At 38.0% G+C, this 20,791-nt stretch carries 22 protein-coding genes; 18 read left to right on the forward strand and 4 right to left on the reverse strand.

All coding sequences use genetic code 11. The annotated features are described in order from the left end of the window. Position 1 precedes the first annotated feature (1 nt). Together ACFO5Y_RS02325 and ACFO5Y_RS02330 are read left to right on the forward strand one after the other, a co-directional pair. Positions 2-1,051, forward strand: a complete 1,050-nt coding sequence (locus ACFO5Y_RS02325; protein WP_197103824.1) for a hypothetical protein — start codon at positions 2-4, stop codon at positions 1,049-1,051. Between the two features lie 24 nt (positions 1,052-1,075). After that, positions 1,076-1,264 (forward strand): hypothetical protein, encoded by a 189-nt coding sequence (locus ACFO5Y_RS02330; RefSeq protein ID WP_197103825.1) that lies wholly within the window; start codon positions 1,076-1,078, stop codon positions 1,262-1,264. Between the two features lie 85 nt (positions 1,265-1,349). Here the strand turns inward: ACFO5Y_RS02330 and ACFO5Y_RS02335 are convergent, their stop codons facing one another. From ACFO5Y_RS02335 to ACFO5Y_RS02350, 4 genes are all read right to left on the reverse strand, one after another. Beyond that, entirely contained in the window at positions 1,350-1,694 is a 345-nt protein-coding gene (locus ACFO5Y_RS02335; protein ID WP_197103826.1) for a hypothetical protein, read from the reverse strand. A 107-nt stretch (positions 1,695-1,801) separates the two neighbouring features. Beyond that, positions 1,802-2,446, reverse strand: coding sequence for a tRNA (guanosine(46)-N7)-methyltransferase TrmB (gene trmB / locus ACFO5Y_RS02340; RefSeq protein WP_197103827.1), 645 nt, complete (start codon positions 2,444-2,446; stop codon positions 1,802-1,804). A 14-nt stretch (positions 2,447-2,460) separates the two neighbouring features. Beyond that, complete coding sequence (locus ACFO5Y_RS02345) at positions 2,461-3,249, reverse strand: phosphotransferase family protein (protein ID WP_197103828.1); 789 nt, start codon at positions 3,247-3,249, stop codon at positions 2,461-2,463. 86 nt (positions 3,250-3,335) lie between these two features. Beyond that, positions 3,336-3,704 carry a hypothetical protein gene (locus tag ACFO5Y_RS02350; RefSeq protein ID WP_197103829.1) on the reverse strand — a complete coding sequence of 123 codons (369 nt, stop codon included), beginning with the start codon at positions 3,702-3,704 and terminating at the stop codon, positions 3,336-3,338. Positions 3,705-3,939: 235 nt separating this feature from the next. Between ACFO5Y_RS02350 and pepA the strand changes: the two genes are divergently transcribed. From pepA to thrS, 16 genes are all read left to right on the forward strand, one after another. Beyond that, the gene (gene pepA, locus ACFO5Y_RS02355; RefSeq protein ID WP_138404688.1) at positions 3,940-5,013 is read left to right on the forward strand and encodes a glutamyl aminopeptidase; all 1,074 of its coding nucleotides are present in this window, start codon (positions 3,940-3,942) and stop codon (positions 5,011-5,013) included. 29 nt (positions 5,014-5,042) lie between these two features. Further along, positions 5,043-5,672 (forward strand): YtpR family tRNA-binding protein, encoded by a 630-nt coding sequence (ytpR, locus tag ACFO5Y_RS02360; RefSeq protein WP_197103830.1) that lies wholly within the window; start codon positions 5,043-5,045, stop codon positions 5,670-5,672. 38 nt (positions 5,673-5,710) lie between these two features. After that, the gene (locus ACFO5Y_RS02365; RefSeq protein ID WP_197103831.1) at positions 5,711-6,319 is read left to right on the forward strand and encodes a hypothetical protein; all 609 of its coding nucleotides are present in this window, start codon (positions 5,711-5,713) and stop codon (positions 6,317-6,319) included. Positions 6,320-6,340: 21 nt separating this feature from the next. Beyond that, on the forward strand, positions 6,341-7,675 hold the full coding sequence (gene murC / locus ACFO5Y_RS02370; RefSeq protein WP_197103858.1) for a UDP-N-acetylmuramate--L-alanine ligase: 1,335 nt from the start codon (positions 6,341-6,343) through the stop codon (positions 7,673-7,675). A 78-nt stretch (positions 7,676-7,753) separates the two neighbouring features. Then, the gene (polA, locus tag ACFO5Y_RS02375; RefSeq protein WP_197103832.1) at positions 7,754-10,417 is read left to right on the forward strand and encodes a DNA polymerase I; all 2,664 of its coding nucleotides are present in this window, start codon (positions 7,754-7,756) and stop codon (positions 10,415-10,417) included. Positions 10,418-10,728: 311 nt separating this feature from the next. Next, the gene (locus ACFO5Y_RS02380) at positions 10,729-11,613 is read left to right on the forward strand and encodes a glycine betaine ABC transporter substrate-binding protein (RefSeq protein ID WP_197103833.1); all 885 of its coding nucleotides are present in this window, start codon (positions 10,729-10,731) and stop codon (positions 11,611-11,613) included. Between the two features lie 128 nt (positions 11,614-11,741). Next, positions 11,742-12,392: an ABC transporter permease gene (locus ACFO5Y_RS02385; RefSeq protein WP_197103859.1), complete on the forward strand. Its 651-nt coding sequence runs from the start codon at positions 11,742-11,744 to the stop codon at positions 12,390-12,392. Beyond that, on the forward strand, positions 12,385-13,152 hold the full coding sequence (locus ACFO5Y_RS02390; RefSeq protein ID WP_197103834.1) for an ABC transporter ATP-binding protein: 768 nt from the start codon (positions 12,385-12,387) through the stop codon (positions 13,150-13,152). Before ACFO5Y_RS02385 ends, ACFO5Y_RS02390 begins: the two co-directional genes overlap by 8 nt. Beyond that, positions 13,149-13,781 carry an ABC transporter permease gene (locus ACFO5Y_RS02395; protein WP_197103835.1) on the forward strand — a complete coding sequence of 211 codons (633 nt, stop codon included), beginning with the start codon at positions 13,149-13,151 and terminating at the stop codon, positions 13,779-13,781. The genes ACFO5Y_RS02390 and ACFO5Y_RS02395 overlap by 4 nt, the downstream gene beginning before the upstream one ends. A 138-nt stretch (positions 13,782-13,919) precedes the next feature. After that, positions 13,920-14,756 carry a DNA-formamidopyrimidine glycosylase gene (gene mutM / locus ACFO5Y_RS02400; RefSeq protein ID WP_197103836.1) on the forward strand — a complete coding sequence of 279 codons (837 nt, stop codon included), beginning with the start codon at positions 13,920-13,922 and terminating at the stop codon, positions 14,754-14,756. 14 nt (positions 14,757-14,770) lie between these two features. Then, positions 14,771-15,367, forward strand: a complete 597-nt coding sequence (coaE, locus tag ACFO5Y_RS02405) for a dephospho-CoA kinase (protein WP_197103837.1) — start codon at positions 14,771-14,773, stop codon at positions 15,365-15,367. A 21-nt stretch (positions 15,368-15,388) separates the two neighbouring features. Continuing rightward, on the forward strand, positions 15,389-15,889 hold the full coding sequence (gene nrdR / locus ACFO5Y_RS02410) for a transcriptional regulator NrdR (RefSeq protein ID WP_138404665.1): 501 nt from the start codon (positions 15,389-15,391) through the stop codon (positions 15,887-15,889). Next, positions 15,873-17,312 (forward strand): replication initiation and membrane attachment family protein, encoded by a 1,440-nt coding sequence (locus ACFO5Y_RS02415; RefSeq protein ID WP_197103838.1) that lies wholly within the window; start codon positions 15,873-15,875, stop codon positions 17,310-17,312. Before nrdR ends, ACFO5Y_RS02415 begins: the two co-directional genes overlap by 17 nt. Beyond that, positions 17,312-18,241: a primosomal protein DnaI gene (gene dnaI / locus ACFO5Y_RS02420; protein WP_197103839.1), complete on the forward strand. Its 930-nt coding sequence runs from the start codon at positions 17,312-17,314 to the stop codon at positions 18,239-18,241. The genes ACFO5Y_RS02415 and dnaI overlap by 1 nt, the downstream gene beginning before the upstream one ends. A gap of 11 nt (positions 18,242-18,252) precedes the next feature. Beyond that, a complete protein-coding gene (locus tag ACFO5Y_RS02425; protein ID WP_197103861.1) occupies positions 18,253-18,456 on the forward strand; it encodes a hypothetical protein in 204 nt (67 codons plus the stop codon). A 385-nt stretch (positions 18,457-18,841) separates the two neighbouring features. Beyond that, a complete protein-coding gene (thrS, locus tag ACFO5Y_RS02430) occupies positions 18,842-20,788 on the forward strand; it encodes a threonine--tRNA ligase (protein WP_197103840.1) in 1,947 nt (648 codons plus the stop codon). Positions 20,789-20,791: the final 3 nt, after the last annotated feature.

Consider the following 20,791-nt stretch of genomic DNA (forward strand, 5'->3'; position numbering starts at 1 on the left):
ATTGAAAAAATCTTTGACACTACTTTTAACAACTACTTTATTACTATCACTGAATCCAGTGATGATTTTGGCAGAAGAAGATCATGACCATGATGCGACTGAAACTTTAGCAGCAGACCATCATCATGAACATGGAACGAATTATGCCAATTTCATGCCAGCGAATATTTTAAATCCAGATGATAGCGTTTATGAAGCACCAGAAGCTACTGAAGATTACGTTGGGCTTTATACTGCTCAAACTAGAGTTGAGGATTTGGATGCAGACTTAGAATTAATTCTATCGATTGGTGATGACGGCTTGTTCAACTTAGCCTATTATTTTGTGAATAGCCCGGAACAACGTGGCGTTAGATTTTATGCAAATGAAGAGGGTGAAGTTGAAAGTACTGAAGCAATCTATCAAGATTTAGTCATTCTTACTGGCGCTTTACGAGAGGGCGAAGGTGGTTTGGGTACAGGCTTAATTGGTAAAACTATCTCACCGGTCGTTCTTTTAGATGAAGATGGGGAAGCAGATCGCTTATATCCATATATGAATTTAGCTTATGATTTGAGAGAGAATCACCTGAACGCACGTGTATACCAAAATGTTGGTCTATACTTAGCTGATGATGTGGTTGCTGTAGACGTGAATCATCTAATCGGACTGGATAGTGACGAGCAGATTGTGACGCAGTTTTCATCGGTTGAAGAAGGGCATGAAGATGAAGTCTTAGTAGAGAGTCGCACATATGAATTACTGCAAGAGAGTTTTGATAATGATTTAATAGAGCATAATGATTTCAAGATGGATTACCAATCTGAGAATGAATTCATGCAACTTGTTCTAGCCATGCACTTGAGAACGAATGCAAGTTTCCCACAAGATACTGAAGTTGAATTGATTGACCCTAAAAGTGTTCAACTTAACGATGACTCGGAAGCTCAATACGCGATGTTAATTAATGACTCTGTCTTATATGTCTTCGACGGCGAAAGTTTGTTTATGACTGAAGAGGTAGAAGAAGTTGATGGTAAGTATACTGTTGAAAAATGGGTAACAAATTAATTAATCGCCTGGAGGTTAAATTAGATGACATTTGAAAAAGATTCTGAAAAAGAAGTGAAACGCGAAGTTTATAACGACCCGCATCACCCAGACCATCCACGAAACAGAGATAAAGATTGTTCAGATAAGCAAGAGGAAGAATTAAAAGAGTCTCGTGAACAAACACATGGTGGCGACCCGCATCACCCGGATCATCCGAGAAATCGTAAGTAAAATGAAAGAGAAGAACCTGACCAGAAAAGTGGTTAGGTTCTTTTTTTGTTGGCTTAAGCCAAACCGCAATCCCATTTGTCTCCAGTTACCCCAACTCAAGACGAACCACAATCCCATTCGTCTCAAGTTCCGTCAACTCAAGCCAAACCGCAATCCCATTTGTCTCCAGTTGCCTCAACTCAAGCCAAACCACAATTCCATTCGTCTCCAGTTGCTTCAACTCAAGACGAACCGCAATCCCATTCGTCTCAAGTCGCTCCAACTCAAGACGAACCGCAATCCCATTTGTCTCCAGTTGCCTCAACTCAAGCCAAACCGCAATCCCATTTGTCTCCAGTTGCCTCAACTCAAGCCAAACCGCAATTCCATTCGTCTCAAGTCGCTCCAACTCAAGCCAAACCACAATCCCATTTGTCTCAAGTAACCTCAACTCAAGCCACACCGCAACCCCATTGTCTTAAGTTCCATCCCCACAATAAATAAACGCTAAAAAAATAACCTAACCAAACAAAATTTGGCTAGGCTATTTGCTTTTTTCTATTTACTCGGAAAAACAGCTTCTAGACGATAAATGCGATTACCTCTAGATGAGAATTTTTCTTCATATTCTGTCATGACGTTACCTTCGAAATCAGACTTATGTAAATCAAGCCAAACTTGCTTAAAGTACATACCATATTCAGACATGCTCTCAAGCGAGTGTTCAAAAAGACCTTGGTTATCAGTCTTGAAGTGAACTTCTCCGTTTTCAGGAAGGATAGTTTCATATTGTTTTAAAAATATTGGTGAAGTGAGACGTCTTTTAGCGTGACGTGTTTTTGGCCATGGATCACTGAAGTTTAAGTAAAGTAAGCTGATTTCAGCAGGTGCGAAATACTCGCTTAAATCACTGCCGTCCCCATGTAAGATTTGAACATTAGGTAGAGCTTCTTCAATTTGTTTTTCCAAGATTGATACAATCACACTTGTTTGGATTTCAACGGCGATATAATTTATTTCTGGATGGGCTTTTGCCATATTGATAATGAATTGTCCTTTTCCGGATCCAACTTCAATATGGATAGGTTGCTCTTTTTCAAAGCGGGACTGCCATTTACCTTTGTACTCAGTCGGTTCAGCTGGTACGTATTGTGGATATTCATTTAATTTGTCTTGTGCCCAAGGTTTGTTACGTAAACGCATAATTTAATTGCTCCTTAATTGATTAAATCTTTATAGATAGTTTTAAGTAAAATAATGTATTCATTGGTTTTGTGTTGACGGCCTTCAAGATAATATTGCTTAATTAAATAAAGGCAATTCATCATACTATACCAGCGAACGCGCTTGTAGAAAGAATTGTTAATGGGATAGTTATATAATTCAAACCAATCCATCCACTCACTCGGGGCAAAATAATGTACAAGTATCATTGTGATGTCACTTAAAGGATCAGCAACTTTGACACTTTCCCAATCAACGAGATAGAGATGGTTATCTTGGCTTTTCAAGAAATTATTATGGTTTAAATCTCCGTGACATACTGTCCGGCGCACATCATAAAAATCTTTGTCAATGGCATCCTCCATATGTCGAATCACTTCGTTTAATAAATGATTCTCTGCAAGTGTAGGTGACAAGCCAACAAAGTATTGTTCTATAAAGTCTAGCGGATAAAAGTTACGCTCGCCCATTCGCTTGAGCATCAATAATAAATTATCCGATTCATGTATTTGTCGGATTAATTCAATGACTTCAGTTGATCCCATATCTTCTTTCTTTAATAGACGTCCATCTTTCCATTCTTGAGCGGTAATAGTATCGCCAGAGAAGGTTCTTTGCGTCCACATTAATTTGGGGGCAATGCCTTCAGCAGATAATGCTGCAATAAATGGAGAAGTATTTCGTTTAAAGAATACTTTCTCGTCTGATTTTACGCCCATATAAGCATCGCCAGATGCACCTGCAAGTGGGTGAAGCTCCCAATCGCCTTGTTGGTCATACATAGATTATTCTGCCTCCCCCCAAAACTTACTTAAAAAATCACAATATCAAATATTTTACCATGATAAGAATTAGGGTCAATCTTTTTTTAGTTATTTTGATTAATTAAATAATAATCGATAAGTTCACCCGTATAAATATCACTTGCGAATTGATATTGTAAACGACCTTCAGCATTCTCAACAGTGACGCCACCAATGTAAACAAGGGGTTTGTCTTCGAATAAATCATATTCAATTGAATCGTAATCGATCCAAGAGCCAACAACGTTTCCTTTTTGACCGAGGCGGGTTTTTGCTGTTTCTAAGACAAGACCTGCTTTTTTAGGACGGTTTTCTTTAATTAATAATGTCGCTGCCGCTCCGATGAGGACACCGGTTGCTAAAAGTAGTCCACCTAAGAGACCGTTATTATCATAATTGTAGTTTTGGTTATTATTGTTGTTATTTTCACTCATGTACTTTCACTCCTAATTTTAGATTCTTAAACTAGTTTAACACGTTGTCTGTTTCATGGCTAAAGAAAACCTTGGAAACGCTTATATAAAATGTGTATAATAACAGCTTTGATGAGAGAATTCTCAGTGTAATAATAGTTACTTATAAATTGCATTTTGACGCGATTTGTGCAACAATTAGAGGGATTGTTTACAGATAAATTATATTAGAAGGAGGCAGTTTAACTGCATGACTATTAATGATAATCAATTTAAACGAATTAAAGAATTAACTGAATTACAAGGAATTTCCGGTAATGAGGGCGAAGTAAGAGCTTACCTCAAAGAGAAATTAACACCACTTGTTGACGAAGTTGAGATAAGTGGCTTAGGAAATATCTTTGGAATTAAAAAATCATCAACAGAAGATGCACCTAAATTAATGGTTGCAGCTCATATGGATGAAGTTGGTTTCATGGTAAGCCAAATTAACGATAACGGAACATTCAAAGTGACACCGATCGGTGGCTGGAACGTTTACGCTGTATCCGCACAACGTTTTACTTTACAAACAAAACAAGGAAACTATCCTTGTGTCTCAAGTGCAGTGGCGCCTCACTTATTACGCGGAAGCAAAGCACAATCACTGAAACCATCAGATATTTTATTTGATGCTGGTTTTACTTCAAAAGAAGAAGCGATGTCTTACGGCGTTCGTCCAGGCGATAGCTTAGTGCCAGATGTAGAGACAATTCGTACAGCGAATAATGAATCAATCATTAGTAAAGCTTGGGATAACCGTTACGGAAGTGCTGTAATCTTAGATACATTAGAAAAAATCCAAGGTCAATCACTTAAATCAGAATTAATTATGGGCGCGTCAGTTCAAGAGGAAGTGGGCTTACGTGGTATTCGTGGAGCGGTTCACCGTTACCAACCAGATTTATTCTTAGCTGTAGATTGCTCGCCAGCAGCTGATGCTGAAGGTAAGAAAGATGTTCAAGGTCGCTTAGGCGAAGGCTTCTTACTACGTGTTCAAGATCCAGGAATGATTACTCACAAAGGCTTACGTGAATATTTATTAGATACGGCAGAGACAAACAATATTCCGTATCAATACTTCTTCTCAAAAGGTGGAACAGACGCAGGTGCTGCTCACACAATGAATGATGGTGTCATCAGTGGAGTCATTGGTGTACCAGCTAGATATATTCATGGTCATCAATCACTCTTTAGAATTTCTGATTATGAAGCGGCACAAGCAATGCTAGAAGCTGTAGTCACGACATTTGATCGTACGACTTACGAAACGTTAGTTCAAAATACTTAATATCGACCGAAAGAAAGGATATAATAATTATGTGGATTGCATTTTATAATGAACAAGGTGTTGGCGATGTCTTAATGTTAACTCGAGGGAAAGCAGACGAGAATCATTTATCAACAGAATCAAATAATGGTGTGACAATTGTGAGAGATAGCACTCAAGATAACCAAGTAATGTCAATTAATTTATTTAATATTTCTGAAACATTTAAACCAAATGGTAATGGGAATGTTGATTTAACTGAAGAACAAGTGTCTCAAGTTAATGACAAGATTAAAGAAGCGGGCTTTGACATTGAAGTAGAGGTTGACTCAAAACCTAAATTCGTAGTAGGATACGTTGAATCATGTAAAAAACACGAGGATAGCGACCATTTATCAGTGACACAAACAAATGTCGGCGGAGAAGTTTTACAAATTGTTTGTGGTGCAGACAATATTGCTGAAGATATGAATGTCCTTGTCGCACGCCCAGGGGCTACGATGCCAAACGGTATGATTATTTGGCCAGGTGAATTACGTGGTGTTGAGAGTTTTGGTATGATTTGTTCAACACGTGAATTAGGTTTATCTGATATTGAAGATTTACCCGGTATTTGGGAGTTGAAAGACTCTTTTGAACCAGGAATGAGCCTAGAAGAAGTTGTCGCTTCATACAAGTAATAAAAGTTGATTAAACTAGTAGTCAAGGATGTGTAATAATGAAAAAATACGAAGGACCCGCATTTAACAATCGAAGTGGTCAGTCAGATAAAAGACGCTTCGCTCATCCAACTCAAGGAATGGATTCTGGTAAATCTAAGTTTGAGCCAGCCTATCTAAATCAACAAAAGAAAAGGCAACAACCAAAAGATAATCAGCCGGATCAAGCGAAAGAAACAAAAGAGGACTCACTTCGTGAACCGAAGCAGTCAACGCAACAAAGTGGACTGGAACATTACGAGATACCTTTTTTGAAGAAGCAAAACAAACCGACAGCACCGTTAAATACGCAACAGAGCTTAGAAGAAACTCAATCAAGCGATGATGAAACTTCAACGGTGGATGGGGATTGGGCTGCGACTAAACCGTCACTGAGGTCTAATTATGAACCTTCGTTTAAGAAACAAGTGGCAAACACTCATGAAGTTCAAGATGAAGAAGAACAAATTGAAGACGATTCATTTGAAGAGCGACCTTTCAAACCGACTGAATTACCAAAACCATATAAGAAACCAAAATTAAGCAACCGACAAGTAGACGAGAATACAAGATTACTAGCTAAAAGATTACAAAAATCTAAAAATAACTTTTTATTGTTTGAGGACTAGGAGGCAATAAAACATATGAATATGATTAATAAAGAACATAAATATCATTTTGTTGGAATTAAAGGGTCTGGAATGAGTGCATTAGCGCTGATTCTTCATGGCGAAGGCTTTGAAGTTCAAGGAAGTGACGTAGGGAAATACTTCTTTACACAACAGGAATTAGAGAATCAAGACATTACTATCTTAGAATTCAATGCTGACAATATTACTGAGGATTTAACAATTATTGCTGGGAATGCATTTAATGATGATCATCCAGAATTAGTTAGAGCCAGAGAATTAGGTCTAGAAATTTATCGTTACCATGACTTTATTGGTGGCTTAATTCAAAACTATACAAGTATTGCAGTGACAGGTTCACACGGTAAGACATCAACAACCGGCTTACTATCACATACATTGAAAAACCTTGCACCAACAAGTTATTTAATTGGTGATGGAACTGGATTCGGGGATGAGACAGCAACATACTTTGCACTAGAAGCATGTGAATACCGTCGTCATTTCTTAGCTTATAAACCGGATTATATGATTGTTACGAACGTTGATTTCGATCACCCAGATTACTACCGCTCAATTGAGGATGTATTTGAAGCGATTCAAACGTTCTCTAATCAAGCAAACAAAGCAATTATTGCTTGTGGGGATGACGAATATCTACCGAATCTAAAGGCTGATGTCCCAGTTTATTACTACGGACTCACTGAAGAGTCACAAGTACATGCGAAAAATATTAATCGTACTGTTGAAGGGTCTGAATTCGACGTTGTCATTGACGGCGAAGTATTTGGAAGATTTGCGATCCCAGTCTTTGGTGAGCACAATATCTTAAATGCTTTATCAGTCATTACAGTGCTTTATTTAGAAGGCTTTAAAGCTGAAGATATTAAAGAGCATATCGCAACTTTTGGTGGCGTGAAACGTCGTTTCTCAGCACGTCAAATTCAAGATTTAACAATCATTGATGACTATGCACATCATCCATCTGAGATTACAGCAACCATCGATGCAGCGAAACAACGCTACCCGAATCGTGAAATTGTCGCAATCTTTCAACCGCATACGTTCTCTAGAACAGTGGCGATGTTGAATGAGTTTGCAGAGTCCTTGTCATTAGCGGACAAAGTATATCTTGTCGAGATATTTAACTCAGCGCGTGAAGCGAATGGGGAAGTAACCATTGAAGACCTTGCGAAGTTAATCCATCAAAATGTTGAAATCATCTCAACGGATCATTTATCACCATTAATGGATTATAAAGACGCAGTATTCCTGTTCATGGGCGCAGGAGACATTGATGAACTTTCTCGTCAATTTGAGAAAGCATATGCTAACTTAAGCCCGAACCGATTATAGAATAGAAACAACAAGCGGCCAACGAGTTAGAATTCGTTGGCTGTTTGTGCTTAATAATTAAAGATGGAGGAATATTCAATGAGTCAACGTAAAATTATGTTAATTGACGGAAGTAGTCTTGCCTTTCGTGCTTTTTATTCGATTTTAGATTTAGATCGCTTTAAGAACAAATCGGGTCTACACACGAATGCCCTTTACAGCTTTCATCGAATGTTAGACAGTGTCATGGAAAAATTTCAACCGACACATATATTAGTTGCTTTCGATAAAAGTGAAGTGACATTCAGAACGGACATGTTTAAAGAGTATAAAGGCGGGCGACAAAAAACGCCAAGTGAATTCAAAGAACAAATGCCTTATCTTAAAGTCTTACTCGATGCTTACGGAATGAAACACTATGATATCTTGCATTACGAAGCGGATGATGTGATTGGAACACTGTCTCATCAAGCAGATTCGGATGATGAAGTTATTGTTATTTCAGGAGATAAAGACTTAATCCAACTCGCAACAGATAACGTTACAGTTTATATTACCCGTAAAGGTGTAAGTCAGTTAGAAGCTTACACACCTGAGACAGTGATGGAAACTTATGGAGTGACTCCAAAGCAGTTTATTGAGTTAAAAGGTTTAATGGGAGACCCATCGGATAATTACCCAGGTGTAACACGCATCGGTGAGAAGACGGCCATCAAATTAATCAAAGAATATCATTCTGTCGAAGAATTGTATGAGCGCCTAGATGAATTAAAACCATCTAAGATGAAAGAAAACTTAACCAATGAAAAAGAAGAAGCGTTCATGAGTAGAGAATTAGCTGAAATCTTATTGGAAGCGCCAATTGAAATTGGGATTGATGACATCACTTATGAAGGAAAGAATATTGAAGAGCTAGTTGAATTTTACCGTCAAATGGAATTTAATAGTTTCCTGACTGAACTTCAAGCGACGTCAGATGTCGATATCACAGCGATTGAATCGGATGAACCACAACTCGAATACGACGTACAGTTTGTAGACGCAATCACTGAAGAAATTTTGCCAAAGCAGACTGCAGTATACTTTGAAACAGTTGGCGATAATTATCATTTTGATGATGTCTTATATGTTTCTTGGTATGACCAAGTTGCGAATATGGTTTATGTTGCTGAGGCATCTGTCGCTTTAAATGATTCAAATTTCAAAGCTTGGCTAGAAGATGAGTCTGTTGATAAAATCTTATTCGATTCAAAACGAGATGAAGTCTTAACAAGTCATTATGGGGTTCAATTAAAAGGAATTATATTTGACACTTTAATTGCGGCTTACTTAGTAGAAGCGAATCATATGGACGAGATTGCGAATGTCGTCAGAGCACTAGAAGTACCAGTGAACGTAGAGCTAGACGAGATGGTTTACGGAAAAGGCGCGAAGCGAAAATTACCAGAAGATACTGATGTAACGGTAAATCATGTCGCAAGTAAAGCTATGGCATTAGATGCGTTAGTAGAGCCATTACGCACTCGCCTAGTTGATTTAGAGATGGATGATCTGTACGAAGACATCGAAGTGCCGGTGGCACGTGTTCTTGCTCGCATGGAAATCGCTGGAATTAAAGTAGACGGCGCAACATTAGAAGAGAAGAACGCAGAATTAATCGAACGATTAAAACAAATGGAAGCGCGTATTCACGAACATGCCGGTGAAGAATTTAACGTAAATTCACCGAAACAGTTAGGTGAAATTCTATTCGATAAGATGGGCTTACCAGTCATTAAAAAGACAAAAACAGGCTACAGTACAGCTGCCAACGTTCTTGAAAAACTTTTAGATAAGCACCCAATTATTCAAGAAATTCTTGATTACCGTTCAATCAGTAAACTTCAAGGAACTTACTTAGCGGGCCTACCAGGATATATTAAAGAAGATGGGAAGATCCATACGAAATTCGTCCAAACATTAACGCAAACAGGACGTTTAAGTAGTGCAGATCCAAACTTACAAAATATTCCGGTACGTTTAGAAGAAGGCCGTAAAATTCGTCAAGCCTTCGTTCCTTCAGAAGAAGGTTGGCAATTATTTGGCGCCGACTATTCACAGATTGAACTCCGCGTACTTGCGCATATTAGTAAAGAAGAACATATGACGAATGACTTTATTGCAGGTGAAGATATTCACTCGGCCACTGCTAGACGTGTGTTCAATTTAGAATCGACGGCAGATGTTGATAGTAACTTACGTCGCCAAGCTAAAGCTGTAAACTTCGGAATTGTATATGGAATTAGTGATTACGGGTTATCACAAAACCTAAATATACCAAGACCTGAAGCGAAAGAATTCATTGAACGTTACTTTGAAATGTACCCAGGCGTTCAGAAATTTATGGATGACATTGTTGAAAAAGCTCGAGAAGATGGCTACGTCAGCACATTATTCCATCGCCGTCGTTACTTACCTGATATTAAGGCAAGCAACTTCAATATTCGTTCATTCGCAGAACGAACAGCGATGAACTCACCGATTCAAGGGACTGCGGCAGATATCTTGAAGATCGCAATGATTCGTCTTCAAAAAGCCATTGATGATGAAGGACTTCAAGCAAGAATCTTATTACAAGTGCATGATGAGTTAATCTTAGAAGCACCTGCAGAAGAAATGGAACGCTTAAGTGAACTCGTACCTGAAATTATGGAACACGCTGCAAACTTAGACGTACCTTTAGAAGTCGATTATAACCAAGGAATTAATTGGTACGAATTATAGTATTGAATATAAGACTCTCACTCTTAATAGGGTGAGGGTCTTTTTGGTGTTTGTCTGCGTGCTTAACTGGAAGAATAAAAAATAATTGTTCCAGCTGCGGCGTTTAACTGGAAGAATAAAAAATAATTGTTCCAGCTACACCGTTTAACTTGAACAATCTAAATTTATTCCTCCTGAAGTTCAATCAATTGCTTGAGAACCGAGATTATTCTATACTTAAATTACTGTATATTAAGATTAGTCATAGTTTCTATGGTGAAAGTGGCTGGAATATCAGCGCCAATCACCCCTAATATAAAAGGAGTCGAAGTATGAAAAAAGCAAAAAATATTATTACATTACTCGTCTTAGCCAGCTTAGTCCTTGTTGGTTGTTCTTCCGGCGCTTCAGGTGGCAACATAAAGATTGGATCAAAAGACTTCACTGAAAGTCTGATCGTGAGTGAAATCTACGCCCTAGCTTTAGAAGAGAATGGTTACTCAGTCGAGCGCGTACCAAGTATCGCAAGTTCAGTGATACCTCAAGCTATTGAAAATTCAGAAATTGATTTGTATCCAGAATATACTGGGACAGCCTTATTAAGTATCTTCAACTTACCGATGGACACAGATCCTGATAGTGTTGCTGAAACAATTCGTAATGCCTACGAAGAAGGTGGCGAGTTAACGACACTTGAATATGCGCCAGCGAACGATTCTCAAGGTATCGCAATTACTACTGCTGCTTCTGAAGAATACGGTATTGATACAATCAGTGATTTACAAGCAAATGCAGAAAACATTCGCTTTGCGTCTCAAGGTGAGTTCGAAGAACGAGAAGACGGCTTAGAAGGACTTGAGGAAGTCTACGGTGAATTCGATTTTGAATCAATCACGGTCTATGATAATAGCTTAAAATACCAAGTCTTAAGTAGTGATGAAGCTGATGCGACACCTGCTTACACGACTGAAGGGCAATTATCGAATACAGATTTGTATAAAGTATTAGAAGATGACCAAAACTTCTGGCCACCTTATAATTTAGTACCAGTTGTTCGCCAAGAAGTATTAGATGCGAACCCTGATATTGAAACCATTATTAATGACATTAACGCAACATTAGATACACAAACCGTTGTAGATCTGAATGCTAGCGTTGATATTGATGGGCGAGACTATATGGAAGTTGCGGAAGAATACTATAATTCGATTCAATAAACTAAGCACACAAATTTTTACGCGAGTAGAAGAAAACCCTCTACTTGCGTATTTTTATTGGAAACAAATATTTTGGGAAAAGTGTCTTAATCATGTAAACTATACAGAAGATGCGACAACAAATTGGAATTGGAGGGAATTGCTTGCTTTATCAAATGATAGAATACTTTCAAACGGACTCTAGTGAGTTCATTGGATACTTAATCCAACATATTAAACTAAGCCTAATTGCCTTAATTATTGCGATTTGTATCGGCATACCCTTAGGTTATATTAGTTACCGAAATAAGAAGTTAGGTGAGGTCTTAACAACGTCTTCGCAATTACTGCGAATTATACCGAGTCTAGCGGTGTTATTCATCTTAATACCAATCATCGGGGTGGGAGAATTACCAGCACTGATTGCTTTAACTTTTCTAGCCATTCCGCCAATTATTATGAATACAATTCTTGGTTTTAATGAGATTCCGGCGATCACTTTAGAAGTGGCTCGGGGCATTGGAATGAACCAGAAGCAATTACGTAACCGGATTGAATTTCCACTTGCGGCGCCTTATATTTTAAATGGAATTAAACTAGCCTTAGTTGAAATTATTGCCAGTGCGACTTTAGCAACCTATATCGGAGCCGGAGGACTGGGAACGTTAATCTTTACTGGATTAGGACTTTACCGAATGGATTTATTAGTCATTGGTGGGGGAACGGTCGCGGTATTATCGTTATTAAGTATGGCTTTAATGGATTTATTAATAGAGAAAGTGGGGGAGAACCATGGCTAAGACAAAGATAAAATTCAGAAACATCAACAAATCGTTCGGCGATAAAGAAATCATCAAAGATTTGTCCTTTGATATTGAAGAAGGTCAATTCATAACGATCCTTGGCTCATCCGGGTCAGGTAAGACAACGACTTTAAAAATGGTCAATCGACTGATCGAACCAAACAGTGGTCAAATTGAAATCAATGATAAAGAAATCAAAGAGTATGATTTAATCGAATTGCGCCGAAAAATTGGCTATGTCGTTCAACAAATCGGACTTTTCCCACACATTACGATTGAAAAGAATATTGCTACCGTGCCAGAATTACTTGGCTGGGAACCAGAAAAGATTAAAGAACGCGTAACTGAATTAATGGCTTTAATTCAATTACCGTATTCAGAATATGCTAACCGATATCCGAAACAATTATCCGGCGGTCAACAACAGCGTATTGGCGTGGCACGTGCACTCGCAGCCAATCCTCAAATTATGTTGTTAGACGAGCCTTTTGGTTCTGTTGATGCCATTACCCGTAAAGAATTGCAGACACAAATTAAAGCAATCCATGCAGAATTAGACAGTAAAACATTCTTATTCGTTACACATGATATCAACGAAGCCTTCTTACTCGGCGACCGAGTGATGATTATGGATAAAGGACGCATTGAACAATATGATACACCACAAAATATTATAAAAAATCCAAAAGGTGCATTCGTTAATAGTTTATTAGATACGGTTCGTGAAGAAGAGTCTTTATGGAGTGAGTTAATATGATCGATTACTTAATTCGATATAGTGACCGTCTTATTGATGCGACAGTGACACATCTCCAACTTGTGACGATCTCATTACTCATCGCCATTGCGATTGCTGGCGTGATTATCTACATCTTAATTCATAACCAAAGATGGTTAAAGCGTCTGACTTACTTTTTCTCAGCCTTATATTCCGTTCCAAGTTATGCTATGTTTGCGCTTTTAATTCCTGTGACAGGCTTAGGTGCTGATACGGCAATGATTGTTCTCACTTTGTACTGTGAATATATTTTGCTGCGAACCTTTAGTACAGGAATACAAGAAATTGACCCTATGATTGTGGAAGCAGCCATTGGCATGGGAATGACGGATAAAGAATTATTCTTTCGAATCTACCTGCCACTTTCTTCTAAAGCAATCTTTAGTGGGATTCGACTCGCCATGACTTCGAGTATCGGAATTGCGACCATAGGTGCGACAATTAATGCTGGAGGCTTGGGAACGATTCTCTTCTCAGGTTTAAGAACACAAGACATGGTTCAAATTCTTTGGGGGATGATTTTGACGGTTTTATTATGTATTGCGTGCAACTTTATCCTAAAACAGATTGAAAAATTTGCGTTAAGAAACTATGAATTGGAAGGTTAATTTGCTTATAAAAGTTTGAAATTAGTCGATGACTCCCAAATGTGAAAGCATTTGGGTATTTTAATATAATTCGGTATTTTATGTCCAAAGTATATAGAAATTTTGTTATAATTATAATATGTAGAAAGAGGTGCTTGCATGCCCGAGTTACCGGAAGTTGAAGTAAATCGAAAAGGTTTAGACAAATTAGTCAAAGGTAAAAAAATTAAAAATATTAACGTCTTTTGGAAGCGAATTGTTGTTCAATTTGAAGAGAATCCAAATGTCCTTCTGCCCTTAATTGATGAGACCATATTATCGGTGGACAGACGTGGTAAATACTTATTATTCCGTTTTCCTGATAGTTATTTAGTGTCTCATTTGCGGATGGAAGGAAAGTATTTTTATTTTCCAGAAGAGGAAGTACCAAAAACAAAAGACAAACATACGCATGTCATCATTGAATTTCATGACAAGAGCCAATTACATTATAATGATGTACGGAAATTTGGTAGAATGGAGTATGTTCCAAAAAATTTAATCAAAACATTCTTTGCTGAGCGAAAGATTGGTCCAGAACCAACGGAAGCAGAGTTTCATATAGAAGAGTTCAAAGATCAATTAGAGAAATCGAAGCAGCCGATTAAAACGGCTTTGTTATCACAAAAGATAGTGACTGGACTAGGGAATATTTATGTGGATGAAGTCTTATTTGAAGCACAGATTCACCCACAAACAGTTGGATCCCAACTATCAGATAAACAGATAAATACCTTGTATCATGCTATAATTAATATAATGAGTAAGGCAGTGGAACTTGGCGGATCAACGATTCGAAGTTACCGCAATACTGTTGGAGAAGCAGGGCGCTATCAGAACGAGTTAAAAGTATACGGTAAGACCGGTGAGCCTTGTGTCCGGTGTCAAACTCCCATTGAGAAAATCCGCGTAGCCCAAAGAGGGACACACTATTGTCCTGTATGCCAAAGATTATAACAGGAGATAAACGTATGAAAGCTATTGCTATAACAGGAAGTATCGCAACTGGAAAATCCACGGTTTCAAAATATCTAATTCAACAGGGTTATCCAGTGATTGATACAGATATTATTAGTCGCGTTGTGGTTGAAAAAGGTACTGTTGGCTTAGAACGATTGAAAGAAAATTTCGGAAACGATATTATTCAAGCAGATGGTACGTTAAACCGCAAAGCTTTAGGAAATATTGTGTTTAATGATGAAGCGAGTATTGAGAAACTCAATCAAATTTTACATCCGTTAATTTCTAAAGAATCTAAAGAAAGAATGGCAGCATATAAAGAAGAAGGTCATTCACTAATCTTTGTGGATATCCCTTTATATTATGAAGTGGATATTGACATTCCAACGGATGTCGTCTGGCTTGTATACGTCTCACCAGACATTCAATTAGAACGCTTAATGAAGCGGAATCAAATTGGTGAAGAAGATGCACGCCAACTTATTAGCAATCAAATATCGATTCAAGATAAGGCCAAATGGAGCGAAATCGTGATTGATAATTCAAACACACTTGAAGAGACACATAAACAAATCGATCAACTATTAAAAGCAGAGAATAACAAGTAATTACTTAAGGAGGTATGTACAATGCAATGTCCTAAATGTCAGGGTCAGTCATCCAAAGTGATTGACTCACGTCCGGCAGAAGAGGGTCAATCCATTCGTCGAAGAAGAGAATGTTTACAATGTGGCTTTCGCTTCAATACTCATGAGCGGATCGAGCAATCACCATTACTAGTAGTAAAACGCGATGGTACGCGTGAAGAATTTAATCGAGATAAATTAATGCGAGGCATTGTTCGAAGTGCGGAAAAACGGCCGATTGCGGTGGAGCAGATGAATGAACTTGTGAATCAAGTGGAAGAGTCCATTCGAGATGACGCTGACCAAGAGATCGAGACAAGCCGTATTGGGGAATATGTCATGCCTCTTCTTATGGAATTGGATGAGGTTGCCTACATTCGCTTTGCGAGTGTCTACCGTGAATTCCAATCGCGTGAGAGTTTCATGAAAGAATTAGAATCTATGGCAGGTAAGCATGGATCACAGATTGAGGAAGGTCAAGATCAAGATGAGCCTAACCATTAATCCGCTTCAACCCTTTGTTTTAAAAGGGCAAGCAGATATTTCAGCTAATTATCTAGAAAGTTTAACTCATTTATATCAACCAATTATCGGTCCAGAAAGTATGGGTCTATACTTAACGCTAATGTCAATGCCAACAACTGTTCACTTGGATAGTCGCAGATCATTACGTCATCAAATTTTACTACTTCACTTGAACATTGGTATTAAAGAATTGAATGAAGCACGGATAAAACTCGAGGCCGTCGGTTTAATGCGAACATATCGCGATATGAAATCAAATTCGAATCCCGTACATCAAACAATTCTCTATGATTTAAAGTTGCCCCTACTCAATCAAGCCTTTTTCCAAGATGCTTTATTAAGTACAGCTTTATTAAATCAATTGGGAGAGAAAGACTACGAAGAGTTAACAACACTTTTAACTGTAGAAGCGATTGATGAGGATCGTTATGCTGAGGAGACGTCCACCTTTCAAAAGGCGTTATATCCTATTCAAGTCAATGAAGCTGCTACAAAAGTTATTGACGAACAACCAGATAAAGTGCATAATTATGCACCTGGTTTAGAATATAGTCGTTTTATTTCTTATTTAATTTCTGAAGGAATAAACCATTCAGAATTAACTGAAGAATTGAAAGAACAGATTTATGCGATCCATGATATTTACGGCAATACAGAAAGCGAGTTAGCTAATCTAGTATACTTAGCTATGGATAAAACTACCGGAAATGTAAATTTAAATGACTTGAAGAAAATTGCTCAAAGACAAAATAAAAAAGCTGAATCGAATTGGCAACAAGACCAACTTGAGCCAAGGACGGAGTCGAACCGAACGTCTCGAATGTATACGAAAGAAGAAGTAGAAGACCGCAGACAACAATTAAAAGCGCAACATCCTGAATTAGCGCCAGGAGCGGTTCAATTGGTGATTTCGTGTGAACAAATGCCGAGTAATGCATTCTTGAATAAGATGAAGCAAGCCAAAAAAACTTTCGCAACCGATTCAGAGCATTTTTATATTAGAGATTTAGCAGAAAAAACACGTTTAAACGAACATGTTGTGAACTTTTTAATCTACTATCTTTTAGTGATTAACGACAGACCGAATATTTATAAAGGCGAATTGCAACGTGTAGCGAGTGAATGGGAACAAGAGGAATTAACGAATATCCCTAAGGCGATGCAATATGTGAAAGAACAACGCAAGAAGAAAGAAATCGAACAGAAGCAAAGAGAAAACCGTTCGAATTACAAGAAACGTGGACAATCCCAGCATCAAGAGATTATTCCATCTTGGTTGAAGGATAAGGAACAGTCCGTGCAACAACAAGAGACTCCTCAAACTGCATCTCAACCGCAATATAGTGAAGATGAGATGCGTAAGCGTCTGAATGAGTTAATAGGGGAAGAAGGTGATTCATAGTGCAAAAAATTAATCAAATATTGACTCGGTTTACGAGAGATCCAAAGTTTCAAGCAGATTATAAAGCGACCGTCGATTATGTCTTAAATCATCCCGATGTCAAAGCGTTTGTGAACCAGCATGAAGAGGCCATTTCTCAAGAAATGATTGAAAATTCGATTTCTAAATTGAATGAATTCGCACGGGAAATGGATCTATTAAGAAAAGGTGAACAAGGACAAAATCCTGGTTTCAAACCAGTCTTGTTCTTAAATTATAATTACATCGATGTATCATATGTGCCGACTAAGGCTTACTATGAGAATAAAGAGAAGCAGCAACAAAGAAGTTTATTAGATAACCGAATGATGTCTGCGGATGTAAGAGAAGCGACCTTGACTGAGTATTATGCCAATACAGAGTCGCGTAAGCAGCTTTTAGCAGAAGTGATCAGCTTTATAGATGAGTACAAGAAGAACCCACATCGTGCTCAAGGCTTATACATCTCAGGGGAATTTGGTGTAGGTAAGACTTATTTACTGGGTGCTTTAGCCAATGCACTAGTGAAGTTGAATAAAAGTGTGACGATGATTCATTATCCAACCTTTACAACGGAGATTAAATCGACGTTTGCTGATAATTCAACACAAAAAGTTTTAACGGATGTGAAGTCGGTCGATATCTTAATTATTGATGATATCGGAGCCGAAGCTAACACCGTTTGGGTACGTGATGAAGTATTGACGACCATTCTAGAATACCGTATGAAGGAGTCATTACCGACATTCTTTTCGTCAAACTTTAACTTAAAAGAGATCGAAAGCCACTTAGCTCACTCAAGAGATGGTGGTAACGAAACAATTAAAGCGAAGCGAATTATGGAAAGAATTCGTTTCCTAGCAAAAGAAGTCTCTCTTACAGGAGAGAACTTAAGACATAGAAATAGATAAGGAGGGATGATTTGAACCGTAATCCTGAAGAAGAATTAAAACAAAAGCGACTACTCATGATTTATTTTGGGATCGCCCTAGCCATTCAAGTAATCGTCCTTTTCATCTATTATTTTAGAGAAGGACAAACACAATTAGCCTTTCCAATGCTTTTGGGTATTTTTATTACAGGTGCTGGCTTGGTGACGCTTTCGCAGTTTGGTAAGCGACAATAGGACTTGTAATTCAATAAAAGTCATGATATAAATATGATATAGCTTTTGCTTTCATTAGGAAGTGAAAAGCCCTTAAATGAATAAACCACTTTACATGAAGACAACTTAGTAAACTCAATGCTCTCAGAGAGGGATGATTTGGTGCGACATCCTACATTGCTTTATATAAGACCCCTTCATATACTTTTACTCTGAACTCGGTTTCGATATTAGGAGTAGACGCAGATGCCCGTTAAGCTTGAATGAAGTTCATAGGACACTAATTTAGTGTCTCTATGGAAAAATTTGGGTGGAACCACGTAATAAATTTCACGTCCCATTGATTGAGTACACGCTCAGTCAATGGGATTTTTTTGTATATTTTATAAAAAAGAGGAGAATAGTCATGGACAAAATTAAATTAACGTTTCCAGATGGAAATGTAAAAGAATTTGACGCAGGTATTACAATTGCTGATGTTGCTGATTCAATTAGTAAATCACTTAAAAAAGCAGCTTTAGCAGGGAAACTAGATGGGGAAATTATTGATTACCATACACCAATTACCAAAGATGGTGCGATTGAAGTTATCACAAATAAAAGCCCTGAAGCATTAGAATTAATGCGTCACTCATCAGCGCATCTATTAGCACACGCGTTAACTCGTTTATACCCAGGAATTCAATTTGGTGTAGGGCCAGCGATTGAATCAGGATTCTACTACGATACTTATAAAGAAGATCCAATCACTGAAGAAGATTTACCTAAGATTGAAAAAGAAATGAAGAAAATCATCTCTGAAAACCACGACATCATTGGTCGCGTCGTTTCTAGAGAAGAAGCATTAGAAATCTTTAAAGATGATGCTTTCAAACTAGAATTAATTAAAGAACTTCCAGAAGATGAAGAAATCTCAGTATACCAACAAGGTGAATTCGTTGACTTATGTCGCGGAGGCCACATGCCTTCTACAGGTAAGATTAAAGTGGTTAAATTATTATCACTGGCTGGTGCATACTGGAGAGGGAATTCAGATAACACAATGATGCAACGTGTGTACGGTACAGCGTTCTTCAAACAAGATGAATTGGATGAATTCTTACGTTTACGTGAAGAAGCAAGAGAACGCGATCATCGTAAGTTAGGTAAAGAACTAGGCATCTTCATGATTAACCAAGAAGCGGGGCAAGGCTTACCATTCTGGTTACCAAACGGGGCAACAATCCGTCGTACCATCGAACGTTACATTATGGATAAAGAAATTAGCTTAGGCTATGAGCACGTATATACACCCATCATGGCTAAATCAGATTTATATAAAACTTCTGGTCACTGGGATCACTATAAAGATGACATGTTCCCATTAATGGACATGGGTGACGGCGAAATGTTGGCACTACGTCCAATGAACTGTCCACATCACATGTTAATTTACAAAAACGACATCCATTCATACCGTGAATTACCAATCCGTATTGCGGAATTAGGTATGATGCACCGTTACGAAAAATCAGGTGCCTTATCAGGATTACAACGTGTACGTGAGATGACATTGAACGACGCACATATCTTTGTACGTCCTGACCAAATTAAAGAAGAATTCAAACGCGTACTAAAATTAATTGAAGATGTATACAACGACTTCAATATTACTGACTACCGCTTCCGCTTAAGCTACCGCGATCCAGAAGATAAAGAGAAATACTTTGATGACGATCAAATGTGGGAAAAAGCAGAAGCAATGTTAAAAGAAGCGATGGACGAATTAGGTCTAGAATACTTTGAAGCAATTGGTGAAGCAGCCTTCTACGGACCTAAATTAGACGTGCAATTCAAGACAGCCATTGGTCTTGAAGAAACAATGTCAACAGTTCAATTAGACTTCTTATTACCAGAACGTTTCGAATTAACTTATGTGGGTGAAGACGGACAAAATACACACCGACCAGTAGTTATTCACCGTGGTGTTGTATCAACAATGGAACGTTTCGTTGCTTACTTAATCGAAGAATACAAAGGGGCATTCCCAACATGGTTAGCGCCTGTTCAAGCCGTATTATTACCTGTAAGTAATGATGCTCATGGTGACCGTATCGAAGAACTTTACCATGATTTAAGAGCGAAAGGTTACCGCGTTGAGATGGACTTACGTAACGAAAAATTAGGTTACAAGATTCGTGAAGCTCAAACGTCTAAAGTACCATACCAAATCGTTATTGGAGACCAAGAGGTGGAAGACGGCACAGTGAATATCCGTCCATACAGCTCTAAAAATTCTCAAACGATGACTTACGACGAGTTTGTTGAGTACCTTGAGAAAGATATCGCATCAAAAAGTCGTGACGCTGAATAATTT

This window comes from Ruoffia tabacinasalis (assembly GCF_042652985.1).
GTDB classification, from domain to species: Bacteria; Bacillota; Bacilli; order Lactobacillales; family Aerococcaceae; genus Ruoffia; species Ruoffia tabacinasalis.

Coding starts and splice junctions, on each gene's coding strand:
- ACFO5Y_RS02330 (WP_197103825.1), top strand. CDS start 1,076: ATGACATTTGAAAAAGATTCTGAAAAAGAAGTGAAACGCGAAGTTTAT.
- trmB (WP_197103827.1), bottom strand. CDS start 2,446: ATGCGTTTACGTAACAAACCTTGGGCACAAGACAAATTAAATGAATAT.
- ACFO5Y_RS02345 (WP_197103828.1), bottom strand. CDS start 3,249: ATGTATGACCAACAAGGCGATTGGGAGCTTCACCCACTTGCAGGTGCA.
- ACFO5Y_RS02350 (WP_197103829.1), bottom strand. CDS start 3,704: ATGAGTGAAAATAACAACAATAATAACCAAAACTACAATTATGATAAT.
- ytpR (WP_197103830.1), top strand. CDS start 5,043: ATGTGGATTGCATTTTATAATGAACAAGGTGTTGGCGATGTCTTAATG.
- ACFO5Y_RS02365 (WP_197103831.1), top strand. CDS start 5,711: ATGAAAAAATACGAAGGACCCGCATTTAACAATCGAAGTGGTCAGTCA.
- murC (WP_197103858.1), top strand. CDS start 6,341: ATGATTAATAAAGAACATAAATATCATTTTGTTGGAATTAAAGGGTCT.
- polA (WP_197103832.1), top strand. CDS start 7,754: ATGAGTCAACGTAAAATTATGTTAATTGACGGAAGTAGTCTTGCCTTT.
- ACFO5Y_RS02380 (WP_197103833.1), top strand. CDS start 10,729: ATGAAAAAAGCAAAAAATATTATTACATTACTCGTCTTAGCCAGCTTA.
- ACFO5Y_RS02390 (WP_197103834.1), top strand. CDS start 12,385: ATGGCTAAGACAAAGATAAAATTCAGAAACATCAACAAATCGTTCGGC.
- ACFO5Y_RS02395 (WP_197103835.1), top strand. CDS start 13,149: ATGATCGATTACTTAATTCGATATAGTGACCGTCTTATTGATGCGACA.
- mutM (WP_197103836.1), top strand. CDS start 13,920: ATGCCCGAGTTACCGGAAGTTGAAGTAAATCGAAAAGGTTTAGACAAA.
- coaE (WP_197103837.1), top strand. CDS start 14,771: ATGAAAGCTATTGCTATAACAGGAAGTATCGCAACTGGAAAATCCACG.
- nrdR (WP_138404665.1), top strand. CDS start 15,389: ATGCAATGTCCTAAATGTCAGGGTCAGTCATCCAAAGTGATTGACTCA.
- ACFO5Y_RS02415 (WP_197103838.1), top strand. CDS start 15,873: ATGAGCCTAACCATTAATCCGCTTCAACCCTTTGTTTTAAAAGGGCAA.
- thrS (WP_197103840.1), top strand. CDS start 18,842: ATGGACAAAATTAAATTAACGTTTCCAGATGGAAATGTAAAAGAATTT.